11 protein-coding genes and 3 tRNA genes are annotated in these 14236 nt (G+C 34.9%); 7 read left to right on the forward strand and 7 right to left on the reverse strand.

The window, feature by feature from the left end:
• Positions 1-11 precede the first annotated feature (11 nt).
• Positions 12-650 (forward strand): DJ-1/PfpI family protein, encoded by a 639-nt coding sequence (locus PZ898_RS00850; RefSeq protein WP_277694544.1) that lies wholly within the window; start codon positions 12-14, stop codon positions 648-650.
• A gap of 75 nt (positions 651-725) precedes the next feature.
• Here PZ898_RS00850 and PZ898_RS00855 read toward each other — a convergent pair whose 3' ends face one another.
• Positions 726-1229, reverse strand: a complete 504-nt coding sequence (locus tag PZ898_RS00855) for a transposase (protein WP_277694545.1) — start codon at positions 1227-1229, stop codon at positions 726-728.
• Between the two features lie 14 nt (positions 1230-1243).
• Entirely contained in the window at positions 1244-1699 is a 456-nt protein-coding gene (locus tag PZ898_RS00860) for a MarR family transcriptional regulator (RefSeq protein ID WP_277694546.1), read from the reverse strand.
• A gap of 282 nt (positions 1700-1981) precedes the next feature.
• Here PZ898_RS00860 and PZ898_RS00865 point away from each other — a divergent pair.
• Positions 1982-2054 (forward strand) — tRNA-Lys (locus tag PZ898_RS00865).
• 175 nt (positions 2055-2229) lie between these two features.
• On the opposite strand, the gene PZ898_RS00870 is transcribed toward PZ898_RS00865, so the two are convergent.
• Entirely contained in the window at positions 2230-2391 is a 162-nt protein-coding gene (locus PZ898_RS00870; RefSeq protein ID WP_156106559.1) for a hypothetical protein, read from the reverse strand.
• Between the two features lie 326 nt (positions 2392-2717).
• Between PZ898_RS00870 and PZ898_RS00875 the strand changes: the two genes are divergently transcribed.
• Positions 2718-2790, forward strand: a tRNA-Lys gene (locus PZ898_RS00875).
• Between the two features lie 350 nt (positions 2791-3140).
• Positions 3141-3213, forward strand: a tRNA-Lys gene (locus PZ898_RS00880).
• A 110-nt stretch (positions 3214-3323) separates the two neighbouring features.
• Here PZ898_RS00880 and PZ898_RS00885 read toward each other — a convergent pair.
• Both PZ898_RS00885 and PZ898_RS00890 read right to left on the reverse strand, forming a co-directional pair.
• Positions 3324-4190, reverse strand: a complete 867-nt coding sequence (locus PZ898_RS00885; RefSeq protein WP_277694547.1) for an alpha/beta hydrolase — start codon at positions 4188-4190, stop codon at positions 3324-3326.
• A gap of 142 nt (positions 4191-4332) precedes the next feature.
• On the reverse strand, positions 4333-4830 hold the full coding sequence (locus PZ898_RS00890) for a GNAT family N-acetyltransferase (RefSeq protein ID WP_123277851.1): 498 nt from the start codon (positions 4828-4830) through the stop codon (positions 4333-4335).
• A 541-nt stretch (positions 4831-5371) separates the two neighbouring features.
• Here PZ898_RS00890 and PZ898_RS00895 point away from each other — a divergent pair.
• From PZ898_RS00895 to PZ898_RS00905, 3 genes are all read left to right on the forward strand, one after another.
• Positions 5372-6730, forward strand: coding sequence for a tetratricopeptide repeat protein (locus PZ898_RS00895; protein ID WP_120230771.1), 1359 nt, complete (start codon positions 5372-5374; stop codon positions 6728-6730).
• Between the two features lie 160 nt (positions 6731-6890).
• Entirely contained in the window at positions 6891-8315 is a 1425-nt protein-coding gene (locus tag PZ898_RS00900) for a hypothetical protein (RefSeq protein ID WP_277694548.1), read from the forward strand.
• 646 nt (positions 8316-8961) lie between these two features.
• Positions 8962-11964 carry a reprolysin-like metallopeptidase gene (locus tag PZ898_RS00905; protein WP_277694549.1) on the forward strand — a complete coding sequence of 1001 codons (3003 nt, stop codon included), beginning with the start codon at positions 8962-8964 and terminating at the stop codon, positions 11962-11964.
• Positions 11965-12071: 107 nt separating this feature from the next.
• Here PZ898_RS00905 and PZ898_RS00910 read toward each other — a convergent pair whose 3' ends face one another.
• Together PZ898_RS00910 and PZ898_RS00915 are read right to left on the reverse strand one after the other, a co-directional pair.
• On the reverse strand, positions 12072-13232 hold the full coding sequence (locus PZ898_RS00910) for an NAD(P)/FAD-dependent oxidoreductase (protein ID WP_277694550.1): 1161 nt from the start codon (positions 13230-13232) through the stop codon (positions 12072-12074).
• A gap of 27 nt (positions 13233-13259) precedes the next feature.
• Entirely contained in the window at positions 13260-14015 is a 756-nt protein-coding gene (locus PZ898_RS00915; protein ID WP_062670466.1) for an AraC family transcriptional regulator, read from the reverse strand.
• Positions 14016-14236 lie beyond the last annotated feature (221 nt).

The raw sequence follows: 14236 nt of genomic DNA on the forward strand, positions 1-14236 counted from the left end.
ATAATAAAATTATGAATCACGTACCAAACGGCAAGACAATGAATGTAGCATTTTTAATCTATGATCAGGTGGAAGCACTTGATTTAAATGGCCCTTTAGATGTTTTTGTTAAAGCGAATGTTCTGGAACCCGGCAGCTACAATTGCTTTACCGTCGGGAAAACAAAAGAGTCGGTGTATATGGAAGCTAATACGATGGCTGTTATTCCTACTTATGATATCCATACCTGTCCTAAACCGGATATGATTGTCGTTCCGGGAGCAAATCCTGAATACATTATGAAATATATTCAGGAGAGGGATTTTCGGGAAACTGTCCTGAAATGGATTGAAAATCATTATCATGCAGGAACAGTTATATTTACGGTATGTACCGGAAGTATGCTGCTATCAGGGACGGAAATGCTTGCTGATTATCATGTTACTACCCATCATATGCTGTTGGATGCCCTTGAACAGCATAATCCGGATACTAAGGTAATCCGGAATATACGATATATTGATCAGGGCAATCTGATAACTACTGCGGGAATCACAGCCGGAATAGATGCCGCTCTTTATCTGGTTGGAAAACACCTCGGACAGAAAACAATGAACACAATTATAGAAATTTTTGAATATCAGAATGCAAAATCTGGAAATTTAGCTTAAACGAGAATCTGTTGATTTGCAAATTTCGCAGATCAGAGATCTGCGAAATTTATATTTTAGATTGAGATCCTGTCATTACTGACGAAAACTGAGTACTTTAATACAAAGAGGAATGAAACCAATTGACACCGCGATATAAACAGCTACCCGAATATAATTAAGGGTTTTCCAAAGTGAAATTCTGGTTATGATTTCCTGTGAAACAGAAGTGGCAGATGCTAAGTTCTGAAACTGTATAATGTTCGGAGCAAAAAAAGCTAATGTCCAGACTCTTACTGCTACGTGGATAATGAGTAAAATCAAAAGCCCGTTCCTTACCGGATCTATTTTCCAGCAAAAAGCAATTGCAAGGATAAAGGTTATTTCATGCAAAGAGTGAAGGATGATCCAAAAAAACTTCAGGCTTACTCCATTTTCATCCTGAAGCAGCTTCAATGTATCGGGTGGGGAAGAAGCCCATTTAGGTACAAATAGGAGAGTTTCGAAAATCTGTGCCCCGTTCATAAGAAAATAAAGTAACGTTGTGATGCAAAGCCAGATTTCTGCGCGGGTTATATAGGTTGCTGTTAAACTTTCCATGGTATTGTATTGATTTATGGGTTATTTAAATGGTCTGTTGTTTCTTTCATAAGAACTGTGGCTTCCCTGAAATAACGTTCAATAGTTTCTATTTCCTTTTTAGAAAAAGTGGAAACGAGTTTCATGGTTTTTTGCTGCAGCTCTTCAAAAATAGGACCGAGTAATTTCATGCTGTTTTCTGCATTTGGTATGATTATTACTTTTCTGCGGTCTTCTTTGGTGAACTCTCTTTTAAGAAGATTCTTTTTCTCCAGACGGTCTATCAATCCGGTAACAGCTCCGGTTGTAAGACCTGTCAGCTTAGATATTTCACCTGCTGTTATGGATTCGTACTGCAGAATAAGTCCCAGATATTTATGATCAGTGCTGGAAAGCCCGGCTTTCCTCGCAATGGCTTCATGCATAAAGATTGAGGCGTCAGAGTATGCTCTGCTGGCTTCACGAAAATTTTGTATATTGTTTTTAGTCATTAATTAAATTATTTGCTAATTATCTTAGTTGCTAAGATAGTATTGTTTTTTGATTTACCAAAATAAATTTTTTACTCAAAAAACAATATTATCCGCCAGCTCCTATTTTTGCTGAGAATTTGAATTAAAAAAGTAACAGCGTAATTAATTTATAAACAAGTGTTTGACTTTTTTAATGTAAAATTTATGATAAAAAAGTTTTAAATAATTTGGATTTAAGCAGTGTTTTTCTATCTTTGCAGTCCCTTAAATAAAGGGATTTACTTGAAAAAGTAAGTGGCCGACTCGGTAGCTCAGCTGGTAGAGCAATACACTTTTAATGTATGGGTCCTGGGTTCGAATCCCAGCCGGGTCACAATCTTAAAGATGCAAAAATCAAAGCATCAGAAAAACACAAAAAAACCTGCAAAAAATAATTTGCAGGTTTTTTATTTATAGTGTTCGCTATAATGTTTTAAAATGGCCGGTTATTTAAATTAATGGACCAGTTGATTGTACTCGCACTTTGCAATCGAAGTTCAGTAATAGCTTTACTCTTCATTTTTGGGCTTAAAGTTTCTCCCGACTCCCTGACGGAGAAATGTAATTTTTCCTTGTACTTTTTTTGCTTTTTCAAGGACTTCCAATGCTTTTGTTCGTTCGTTAATTTTGCCAGCGTGTGTTATATTGTCCTGACGTTCATTTTTTTTCATACATCAATATAGTGAATTTATTTGAAAAAAACAAATTATTGATAGTAAGGTTGTTTCAAATTTTAAGAAAATAAAATTGATTTACTGATCGTCCGCGAGTAGCAAAGGGATTCACTGCAGTTTTCAATTTCATCGGAAGCCTTTTGGGTGCATTTTTGAAATTTATATTAAGAACCTCCTAAGACGCGTGAAATTTTTAAGTCTGATATTGTAAAAGTTAGCGGAATCACAGGCATAAAATGTCCGGGAAGTATTGTAAATAAAGAAAAAGTTTCTATCTTTGCAGTCCCTTAAATAAAGGGATTTACTTAAAAAAGTAAGTGGCCGACTCGGTAGCTCAGCTGGTAGAGCAATACACTTTTAATGTATGGGTCCTGGGTTCGAATCCCAGCCGGGTCACTTGATAAAGCTTCAACATACGTTGAAGCTTTTTTTGTTTAAGAAAATCACAAACTGTAAAAGTCTCCGTTTTAGAGTAATTTGCCTACATAACTGAGCAGTTGCTCATCGTAACTTTATTCTATCAAAATAAACAAATGTTAATTTAAGTCTATTTTTCATGCGTTTTACAAGATTTGGAATTTAAAATGTATATCTGTGTCAGAAGCATTAAAATTTTTGTCTCTGATATTGTAAAAGTTAGCGGAATCAAAGGCATAAAATGTCCGGGAAAGTATTGTAAATAAAGAAAAAGTTTCTATCTTTGCAGTCCCTTAAACATAGGGATTTGCTTGAAAAAGTAAATGACCGACTCGGTAGCTCAGCTGGTAGAGCAATACACTTTTAATGTATGGGTCCTGGGTTCGAATCCCAGCCGGGTCACAATAAACGGACAAACTATTTTATAATGGTTTGTCCGTTTTTCTTTATACTGAGATTTTAATTTTGTGATATTAATATAAGTTAAGATGAATACATTCGGAATTACATGGTTAAATAAAATGATTTAGTTTATCTACGACATGTATCCAAAGCCTGTCTTTCATATTTTTTTTGAAAAAACCAAAGTGGTCAATTTTTTTTAATCCTAATTCAGAAGGAACCAGTTTTGTGAAAGTGATATCTTCTTTACTGTCAATGTGCTGCCAATATGTTTCAGTGTTTTTCTGGCTGGATATCGTATCATCAGTGGTCCAGAATAGATGAATGGGGAATGTATAATTCTTGAAATGTCCTATAGGAACAGTAGTACCATAAAATTGAGCATCGAAAAAGTAATCTTTTTTTTCAAGCCAGTTTCGCCACTCATATACAACATTTTTGGGCAGGTTTTCCATTATTCTAAAGGTTTTGGCTTTTACATATCCTGTCATAAGAACACTTATGGGAGTAAAAATATAAAAATAAAAATAAGCCTTCATTCTGTATGAAAACGGCATATTCATATAATAACCTGCAGATACGGCAAAATTGATCATTCCCTTTACATTATCCAGATTTTTCATAAATCCGATTTGCTGGCCTCCGGCACTGTGCCCTACAATCATAAACGGAAGATCGGGAAACTTTTTATTTAAAAAAACTTTGATGGCGGGCATATCTTTTATTCCATAATCTGAAAAGGTAAATTCACAGGTTTTCAGATTTCCGGAATAAGAATCTCCGCTTCCTCTGTAATCCCAAAGACAGCACAGAAAATCATTTTCAGCAAGATAGGTGAGAAAAGACAAATAGAATTCTTTTTTTGTTCCCGTACCACAGTTAAATTGAATTACTGCTTTAGGATGATCCGGAATAAGAAGTATACCTTTAAGCTTTACACCATCATCACATATTGTTTCAAAGTTTTCCGTTTTCATGCTTTAATTTAACTTAAAAAAATAATGATACATTGTAGTGCTTAGAGCTGTATCCCTTTTCTTTGTTAAATTTAGTAAATACCCTAATTCCATTACAATATTTAACTATGCAGAACTTGGTTTCTGGATCAGGATTCTGATGTTATTCAATTTTTTTAGGCATATATTTCATCATGATACAATGGCTGCTATCTTGGGCAGAAGTTTTTTCTACCTCCAAAAATCCTGTCTTTCTGTATAAATTATAAGCCTTATCATTTCCAGGGGCAACTTCTAAAAGAATTTCAATGTCATTAAATTGTCTGCCTGCTTCATGAATAACAGCTTCAATCAATCCCTGACCTATATTCTTTCCTTGAAACTCCTTCTTTACATACATTTGGTAAATTGTACCAGAGTTTTTGTCACTTTTAACAAAAGTACATATGCCTATAAGCAGATCATTTGCGTAGGCACCCAAAACAAATCTTCCAAAAGTTTGTTCTTCAATATCACTTTCTATTTGGAACTTTTCAATTTTCAGGGCTTCATGATAGTTGGCTCCAAATGATTCCGGGAACTTTTCCAGACTTTCCAGACGGATTACGCGGTATGTTTTGCTTTCTTCGGGAAGAAGTTTTCGATAGCTAATAATATTCATGCTGATCAGGTTTTTATTTACATCAGTATACAAAGATGGAGATAATTTTTTAGCAACAGAGTTTTAAATAATTTATTAAAATTTTAAAACGATCTCATCTATCTGTAACAATTTTCATTTCAGATAGTCTTATTATAAACAAAACATATACTTTTTGATCAGAAAAGCATATAAATGCAGTCTGTCAATTTTAAAAAGTGCTTGTTTAAGGGGGAATATTACATTACTTTATTTGAATGTTACATTTTTGCGAAATAACTCGTTTATTTCATAAGGAACATGATAAATTATGTATATTTATAACACTAATTGGGGAATAATATTGAAATAACGGTAGGAAATTATCAACTTATTTGTAAATAAGTGAATAGGTAGATATGTAGATATATAGGGAAAAGTGGTGGTGATGAGAAAAATTGATTTAATCATTTTTAAAAATATAAAGACAAACTCAGAAGGTATAAAGAAAATAATAGCCTTTCCAATCTGCATGGGAATATTTTGGGTTATATTTTCATGTCATAGTGAACCTCAAAATAAAGTGAGAGAAAACTTTGATATATCTCTGTTGACTGAAAGTTCAGAACTTCAGTTGTCCGGTCAATATGAAGCTTTTGTCAGGCTTAATAAAGAATATCTGAGAAAAGCCGCCAAAATGAGGTACACAGGAGGAAAAGGACTCTGCTATCTGAATATGGCAGGGGTAAATGTTTCTGCAGGGAATTATGAAAAAGCCCGGTACTTTTTCAATAAAGCAGAAAAAGGCCTGTTCAATTCTGAAAATACTTACCATAAAGCAGTCTTCTATGATGATTACAGTCTGTATTATTCTCACCTTAAACTCAACGATAGGGCTATAGAATGTAATAACAAAGCATTTTATTACTTAAAACAGGCAAAAAAAACGAAACTTACCCAGAAACTTCTGCCCAGACTTTATGTAAACAAAGGAATTTACTATGCATGGAAAGGATGGTTTGGAACCTCTTTAAAATGTTTTAGAAAAGCAAATATGTTGGAAAATTCAGCCTATACCAATTGTATGGTGGCACAATATTATTTATTTACCCATAAACCTGATTCTGCGGGTATATACATTGCCAGAGCAGATGAAAAAATGATCAGCCAGAAAACAACGGATGTGGAATCTCTTTGGGTTTATTATACAATGGGATATTATTATAATGAAATTGATAATAGTGAACAAGCTGAAAAAGCCCTTAAAAAAGCCCTGGAGATCAACATTAAGACAAGACGAACCTATTCTTCCCATATCAAAGAAGTCTACAAAGCACTTGCAGAATTATATAAGAAAAAAAATGATGGCGGTAAGGCCTATTTTTATCTGAAGAAATATATGGAAGAGGAAGGAAGGTTTGATTCAGAACGATTTGTCGTCATGAATAAAGCTACCGAAGATTTTATTTCAGAAATGAAACAGGAATCAGACTGGCATAAAAATGATCTTCCGTTATTTATTGCATTGTCTATCACAGTACTTACCGTTTCAGGGGTATATGTCCGGAAAATAATTAACAGGTTACAAAAGAAGAAAAATACTTTAAAAGAGCAAACTGATACGTTGAAAAACCATGTCCAGACCAAGCAGCGACAGGAAGTGATTGAGCTTGCTAAAAGGAATGATTCTTCTTTCTTGTTGAAATTTAAAGAATTCTATCCTGAATTTATTAAGTCGCTTCTGGAGATCAATCCCGATCTTGAAAATTCAGAGCTGGCTTTCTGTGCAATGCTGAAATTACGCTTTTCATCCAAAGAGATTGCAGACTATACTTTTGTACAGCATAAATCTGTTCAACAAAAGAAATACAGGATCAGAAAAAGACTGAATATTCCCGGAGAAACAGATATTTATGACTTTTTTGAAAACTTAGCAGAATAAAGAAATATATCACAATAAAAGCCGCAGGATTCTGTTTTATGAAAAGATTTTATTATTGATCTTATCAGAAATAACCATTGAGAATTTTAAAATTAAACAGGATTGTTATTCTAAAAAGATCATTATTTATACAGGAATTTTAGCTTAATTAGAGAAACCTATGATGCGTATTTTTCTTTCTGTTTTACTGTTTGTTTTAGTTTCGTGCCATTCTCATTCAAAGAAAGAGGCTGAAAAGAAATTTGACGTTGCCTTGCTGAAACAGAATGAAAAGTTCAGAATTGCCGGAGCATATGATTCATTGATTAATCTTAATAAAAGATATTACAAAAAAGCCAATGAAATGAATTATGCAGATGGGAAGGCGCTCTGCTATATCAATCTTGCAGAACTCAATATTTCCCTGGAAAATTTTCAGAAATCACAAATTCTCTTTGATAATGCCAAAGAGATTCTGGATGATTCTGAGGATAACTTACACAAAGCTAGGTTTTATAATGTTTATGGCCGTTTCAATGTAGAGCTTCGAAGGCTTGATAAAGCTTTTCAATATAATAATGAAGCAATGAGTTTTATAAAGAAAAGTGAGAATTATGAACTTAAAAATGATATTCTTTTCAGTATTTATTTGAGGCAGGCTATTTATCTCATCCAAAAAAAAGAATACGAAAAAGCACTGGAATACTTCCATAAAGCAAAAAAAATAGATGATACCGGCCTTGCAGATTGTGCGATAAGTGACTATGTGTATATGCATAAAGACAAAGATTCTGCATATAAATATATAACGATGGCTTACAACAAAGCTAATATCAATGGTAAAGAAGACGGAATAGCCCTCTATGCCAATACCATTATGGGAGAGTATTTTCTTAATTATAAACAGTATGATAAAGCGGAAATAGCTCTTAATAAAGCTTTGAAAATCAATGAAAAAACGAAACGTATTTATGCTTATTATGCTAAGTATATTTATAATGATCTCAGAGTTTTATATGAACGTACCGGAGATAAAGAAAAGGCTTATCTTTATTTGAAAGCTTATACAGATGCTTTTTACAGAACAAATACATCTTTACTGGCTACTATCAATCAGGATATGGAATCTTTTATTGCAGTAACTCAGCAGGATGCTAATCATCATAAAAGTAAAATTTATTGGATTGTTTCTCTGTCGTTTATTGGTCTTTGTCTGCTGGGATTATATGCCTGGAGAATTATTATTGCGTTGAGGAAACGGAAAAAAGTTCTTGCCATAGAAGCTGAGAATCTGAAAATAAGAATGAATGACAATAAACAGGAAAAAGTTATAGAACTGGGTAAAAAAAATGACCCTGAATTTCTGGATCGTTTTAAAGAAAGTTACCCCGAATTTATAGTTCAGCTTTTAACAATTAACCCCAATCTTGAAAATTCTGAATTGATTTTTTGTGCAATGCTTAAACTTCATTTTACTTCTAAAGAAATAGCAAACTATACCATGGTTCAGCACAGGAGTATTCAGCAGAAAAAATACAGGATCAGAAAAAAATTAAAAATTCCGGGAGAAACAGATATTTATCATTTCTTTGATACCTTAAAATAAACCAAAAAAAACTGTCTGATTTATCAGGTCAGACAGTACTCGAAATATTCTCTTTTCACCACCCGGTTTTTTAAGTGGTCTCAATGGTCAAATATGAAAATTTTTAATGGAAACAAGAAAAAAGACTATACTACATGGGTACTACATGGTGTATTCGGTTGTTTAAATTGCTGGTATTTAAACGATTGTGATTTGTAGCCGATTTGCTAACTTATTTTTAAAAAAGAGCCGGTGTTCTTCGAATGTGTTCCTTTTTTGCACCGCGTCTTTTGATTATTCTTGTTTTAATTCATCTTTTTTTCATCTGATATTCAGTATTGTTTTTTCATCCGTCCTTAGATGGAAATTTTTAATAATATGTACGTATAAAAACACAACTATTTAAGACAAAATTAGGTGTTAAATCTAAGTGGTTGATAATTAAACATTTGTAATTGCTGTTGTATATGTGTAGTATCATTTATTTTTGTTTTTTATTTGGAATATGCAAGTTTTGTGGAGTGATTTGTTGTGAATTTTGCATCATGGATTTCATTTTGTTGAACTTATGATAATACTTAAGTGGACTGATCAGACTCCAAAATGATCTTTTGATAAAAAATGAGCTACCTATAATCATACAACCAAAGTAATTTTAAATAAATCTATGAAAAAAAGAATTTTATTCGTTTGTGCATTAGCATCTTGTTTTACGGTTTTCAATGCTCAGAGATGGGAATCTGTCTCTCAGAAAACTTCACAGATAAGAGAAGGAGTAGAAGTACAACATTCTTATAGAGTGGATCTGAAATCTCTTCGCGAAATGCTAAGAAATGCTGAAGAAACCGGGAAGGGTGCAACGCCGGTTATTATTTCTCTACCAACTGTGGACGGAAAGATTGAAAAGTTTGCTGTCTATAGCAATCCTGTACTTGATAAATCCCTGGCCGATAAATATCAACTGGGATCTTATACGGGAGTAGGTGTGGATGATCCATCTAAGTATTTAAGATTCAGTACATCTCCTAATGATATGCAGTCTATGATCATTAAAAATGGTATATTCCAGTTTATAGAGCCAATAAGTGCTGATAAACAGACGTATGGAGTATTCTATAAAACAAAGAATGAAGGAGAGCATGGCTTTAAATGTGATACCGGAGAACGTGATTTTAAGGATATTAATAAGTTGGTAGAGAATGGTAAAAAAATGCTTTCCGGAGTTGGAATCGCCAGCAGACCTACCAATACAAAATACAGAGATTTTAGAATGGCATTGTCCGTTACAGGAGAATACAGCCAATATCAATTAACTGCAGCAGGAACTCCGGCCAATGCAACCGACGACGTAAAGAAAGGAGTAGTGCTGGCTGCCATGAATAATACGATGACCCGCATAAACGGAGTTTTTGAACGTGATTTCGGAGCTCATCTGACCGTTCAGAATCTTCCGGATATCATCTATCTTGATCCGGCTACAGATCCTTATTCTAATAATTTAAATTTACAGTTGCAACAGACCCTTACTTCTGTAGTAGGAAATGCCAACTATGATATTGGGCATGTTCTTAATCAAAATGCAGAAAGAAGCGGAAATGCAGGGGGAATCGGAATTGTCTGTGTAGATCCGGCCACTAATACTGAAATAAAAAAAGGTTCAGCTTATACCCAGGGACCTGTTCCTGTAGGTGAAGTTTTTGACTTTACTGCAGCTCATGAAATGGGACATCAATTGGGAGCTAATCACACATTTTCAAATACTTCTGTCACAGATGCCAATCAGGGAGCCAATGTAGAGCCTGGAGGAGGTACTACTATTATGGGCTATGCCGGAATTACCTATGATAATGTGCAGGCTAACGCTGATGGATACTTCCATTATAAATCCATCGATCAGGTATTAACTAATTTAGAAAATAAACTTAATTGTGGAGCCTCTCAAAATATAAACAATAATACAGCGCCAGCTATTAATCCTTTGGTGGCTTATAGTATTCCTAAAGGAACCGCTTATTATCTTGAAGCTTTAGCCATTGATGCAGAAAATGATCCTGTAAACTATACCTGGGAACAGAATGACAGTACAGATGAATTTTCTACAATTTCAGGGGATAGCGGATGGGGATACAATCCAAAAGGAGCTTTATCAAGATCAGTTCCTGGTACGGCAAACGGAAGAAGATATTTTCCAAAGTTGGCGAGCGTTATGAATGGAATTCTAACAGACAAGCAAGCATGGGAAACGGTATCTTATATCCCCCGAACATTGAATTATGCTGTAACAGTAAGAGATCAAAACGCTCAGCGTCCTATGGTTTCAAGTTCAACAACTACAGTGACTGTAGGGAATGACGGACCGTTCAAATTCAATGGGCTTACTGCATCTTCAGTATTGTATAATGATGCAGTAAATACAATCTATTGGGATGTTGCCAATACAAATGCTGCACCTTATAATACAGCGAGTGTAAAAATTGATTACACTACAGATAATGGAACAACCTGGACAAATCTGGTTGCTGCAACACCAAACACCGGAAGTTATAGCGCACAAATGCCAGGAAATATAAATGGAGCTATAAAACTAAGAGTTTCAGCTGTAGGAAATATCTTTTATGCCGTGTCTCCTGCTATTACTGTGGGGGCTGCACCTACATCTTCTACGTCCGCACCTACAGGTATTTCCACTATAGATACGGAGATTTTTAAAACAACGGCAAGGGTATCCTGGAATAGCGTTCCGGGAGCTACTTACTCTGTTAATTACAGAAAAGCAGGAACGGCAAACTGGTCTAATGCTGTAAGCCAGGCAAATTCTGTAGTTCTGAATAATTTAGAAGATGAAACCAATTATGAAGTGCAGGTAGCGGCTGTAGTTAATTCTGTTTCCGGGGCTTTCTCTAATAATTATACATTCAAAACAAAAGGATTAAAGACTGGAGTTGATTACTGCCTTTTAAATTCAGGTTCACCTTATGTAGGATCCATCTTAAAAGTTACTGTTGCAAATCTTGATTATAGTGATCTTACAGCAAGATCTTATAAAGATTTAAGCGAAGATCTTACTAAGGTAGTTAATTTGACACAAGGTAGTACCTATACGCTTACGTCTAGAATAGGGAATCTGTTGCAAAACGGAATACCGGTAAATCTATCTGCCTGGATTGATTACAACAGAAACGGAGTATTTGAAGCTACAGAAAGGGTAGGACAGACTTCAGCAACAACAAATGCAGGTAATATAGGGCTGCCAAGTTTTAACTTCACGGTTCCTGCTACCTCTTATTCTGGAGATAAGGTGTTAAGAATGAGAGTGGTTGGTAAATTTTCAACGAGTGCTTTGAATAGCGTATGTGGTGAGCTGGCAAGCCAGGCGGGAGGTATTATGGATCTTCCTGTGAAAATTACTGCGAGTACCCTTGCTGTGAGAGAAACGGTAGATACAAAATCATCAGAGGTATCTATTTATCCTAATCCTGCAGATACATTTGTAGAAGTGAAAAATCTTAAAGGTAAAGGTGACTACAAAATTTACAGTGCGGATGGAAGACTTGTTCAGGAAGGTAAGATTGATGGAAAAATCAATGTAGCTTCTCTTGTAAAAGGAATGTATGTGATCACCATCAAAGATGAGAAAAACACTTACAATAACAAATTAATCAAAAAATAAACAACACGAATGAATCTCCGTATCAGGATCTAAAGGCGGAGAGAAAAAGAATTATTTCAAGAGGGAAAAAAGGCTGTCTTCAACTGAAGGCAGCCTTTTGATGATCATTAATCCAAATGGCTATTAAAAAAATCAAGCATAGTGGCTAATGAGGTTTCAGAGTGCATTCGTTCTCCATTTTCAAGGGATTCCTGCGTAGCTGTAGCAGCTCTCTTACGCATATGATGTTCGTAGACGGAAATGGCTTCCTGTAAGGTTTTACAATTCTCATCTGTTAAATATTCACTCAGTTCAAGGGCGTCCAGCATAGCCATATTAGCACCTTCTCCAGCAAATGGAGGCATTACGTGGGCTGCATCCCCAATCAGTGTGAGGTTGGGAAGAGTTTCCCACGTTTGATCTAAAGGCATAGAGTAGATCAAACGTGGAATAAAAGGAGTTTTTGCATTTTTAAAAAGTTCCTCCCAGATTGGGCTCCATTCCGGGTATTCTGTTTTGAACCATTTTAGCATCTGTGCAGTATCAGAAAAATCAAGACCGCAAGTGGCAGGCCAATGTTCATCTGCTTTAAAACTTGCATAAAATCCGAGATCACCATTGCCTTTTTGACCCATTAAGATATTTTGAGAATTTCCAAATGCCATTATTTTTCCCCCTTTGATCAAAGCATCAATCTGAGGAGCATTTTCTTTTGAGACATTTCCTTCCAACATAATGATTCCGGAATAAATAGGTTTACAATCAGTGAGATAAGGGCGGATTTTAGAATTGGCACCATCTGAAGCAACGACAAGATCAGCGTACACAGAATTTCCATTTTTAAAATGGAGCAGCCAGCCTTCACCCTTACGCTCCATAGAGAGAAAATGACTGTCCCAGACAACGGTTTCAGGATCTAGAGATTCCAGCAGCATATTTCTTAATGGACCGCGATCTATTTCAGGACGAAAATTTTCATGGCCGAAATCTTCTTCAGGCTTTGTTTCATGATCGTTAAAAAATATTTCGGCCTTTTCATTCATGATCAGAGTTCTGTCTGCACCCGGACGGAAAGCCTTTTTAAACTCTTCCAGAAGTTCTGCTTTGCGTATGGCAGCCAGCCCAGAATCTTCATGCATATCAAGAGGAGAACCCTGTACACGGGCATTTTTATTAAAATCTCTTTCGTATACTTTTACATTTGCACCTTTCAGTTGTAAAAGTCTTGCCAGTGTAAGTCCTGCAGGACCGCCACCAACGATTGCTATTGATTTATTGTCTATAAGCATTGTTGATTTAAATTTTACAATGCAAATTTATTTTCCTTTCAATACCGATAATAGTACAAATCGGTCGTTTTTATTTTTGGATAATTCTTTAGGAACAACTCCTGAAAATTTCTTCACTTCTTTGATGAAATGATTCTGATCGGTATAATTGAGTTCCGGGAAAAGTCTTCCCTGGGCAATATGTTCCAATGATGTTCTGAAACGTAAAATAGTAGTGTAGGCTTTTAATGACAAGCCAAGCTGTTTGGTAAAATAACGATTGATCTGTCTGCTGCTCCAGCCTGTTTTTTCGGAAAGTTCCTGTACGCTCATTTCCCCTTTTGAAGTATACACCAATTCAAAAAGTCGGCGTTTTCTCTCATCTATTTTCTGAGGAAGAAGTTCTTTTATTTTTTGAGTGGCTTTTGTACAGCAATGATTAAAATCCTTTATATCGTCAGCTTTAAAATTCCAGAAATCAGGAGAGAGTTCCTTTCCTAGGTTTAATAAATCGGCAATAGAGGTATGTAAAATATATTCAACTGCTATAGGTTTAAAGCTGATAACAAAAGCAAGGGTATGAGGAGCGATATATCTTTGCTCAGGATAAGTTTCCAGCCCGAGAAGGGTAATATGAAAAGGCTCTGAAACGGACTCTGAAAAAAATAAATCAATTCTTCCATCAGGAATGATCACCACCTCTTTTGCTTCATCCGAAAGGTTCTGAAAAGTACCCAGATTTTCAACGAAATCTGCAATCTCCTTATCAGGTTCGATAAAGTTATAAGTGAAATCAATATCCATAATCTTGGCCCGTTTAATACTTATTTTTAATGAAGAAAATTACAAAATTTGCTATAGATCACCAAGTCATGTGAAATTCATCGTGATAATTATTAATGAATCTTTCTCATTAAAAGTCCTAGGGAATCAAATTCGAACATTTAAAATATAAAACCCTTTAAATTATGGTTTTCCGTAAGTTGTAGCCATTCTTTTTATTTAATATTGCCGGAAAAAAGATG

Source organism: Chryseobacterium sp. WX (assembly GCF_029542485.1).
GTDB classification, from domain to species: Bacteria; Bacteroidota; Bacteroidia; order Flavobacteriales; family Weeksellaceae; genus Chryseobacterium; species Chryseobacterium cucumeris.

What these genes read in the sequence shown, in the direction of transcription:
- PZ898_RS00850 (WP_277694544.1), top strand. Translation starts at nt 12, where the DNA reads ATGAATCACGTACCAAACGGCAAGACAATGAATGTAGCATTTTTAATC.
- PZ898_RS00855 (WP_277694545.1), bottom strand. Translation starts at nt 1,229, where the DNA reads ATGGAAAGTTTAACAGCAACCTATATAACCCGCGCAGAAATCTGGCTT.
- PZ898_RS00860 (WP_277694546.1), bottom strand. Translation starts at nt 1,699, where the DNA reads ATGACTAAAAACAATATACAAAATTTTCGTGAAGCCAGCAGAGCATAC.
- PZ898_RS00870 (WP_156106559.1), bottom strand. Translation starts at nt 2,391, where the DNA reads ATGAAAAAAAATGAACGTCAGGACAATATAACACACGCTGGCAAAATT.
- PZ898_RS00885 (WP_277694547.1), bottom strand. Translation starts at nt 4,190, where the DNA reads ATGAAAACGGAAAACTTTGAAACAATATGTGATGATGGTGTAAAGCTT.
- PZ898_RS00890 (WP_123277851.1), bottom strand. Translation starts at nt 4,830, where the DNA reads ATGAATATTATTAGCTATCGAAAACTTCTTCCCGAAGAAAGCAAAACA.
- PZ898_RS00900 (WP_277694548.1), top strand. Translation starts at nt 6,891, where the DNA reads ATGATGCGTATTTTTCTTTCTGTTTTACTGTTTGTTTTAGTTTCGTGC.
- PZ898_RS00905 (WP_277694549.1), top strand. Translation starts at nt 8,962, where the DNA reads ATGAAAAAAAGAATTTTATTCGTTTGTGCATTAGCATCTTGTTTTACG.
- PZ898_RS00910 (WP_277694550.1), bottom strand. Translation starts at nt 13,232, where the DNA reads ATGCTTATAGACAATAAATCAATAGCAATCGTTGGTGGCGGTCCTGCA.
- PZ898_RS00915 (WP_062670466.1), bottom strand. Translation starts at nt 14,015, where the DNA reads ATGGATATTGATTTCACTTATAACTTTATCGAACCTGATAAGGAGATT.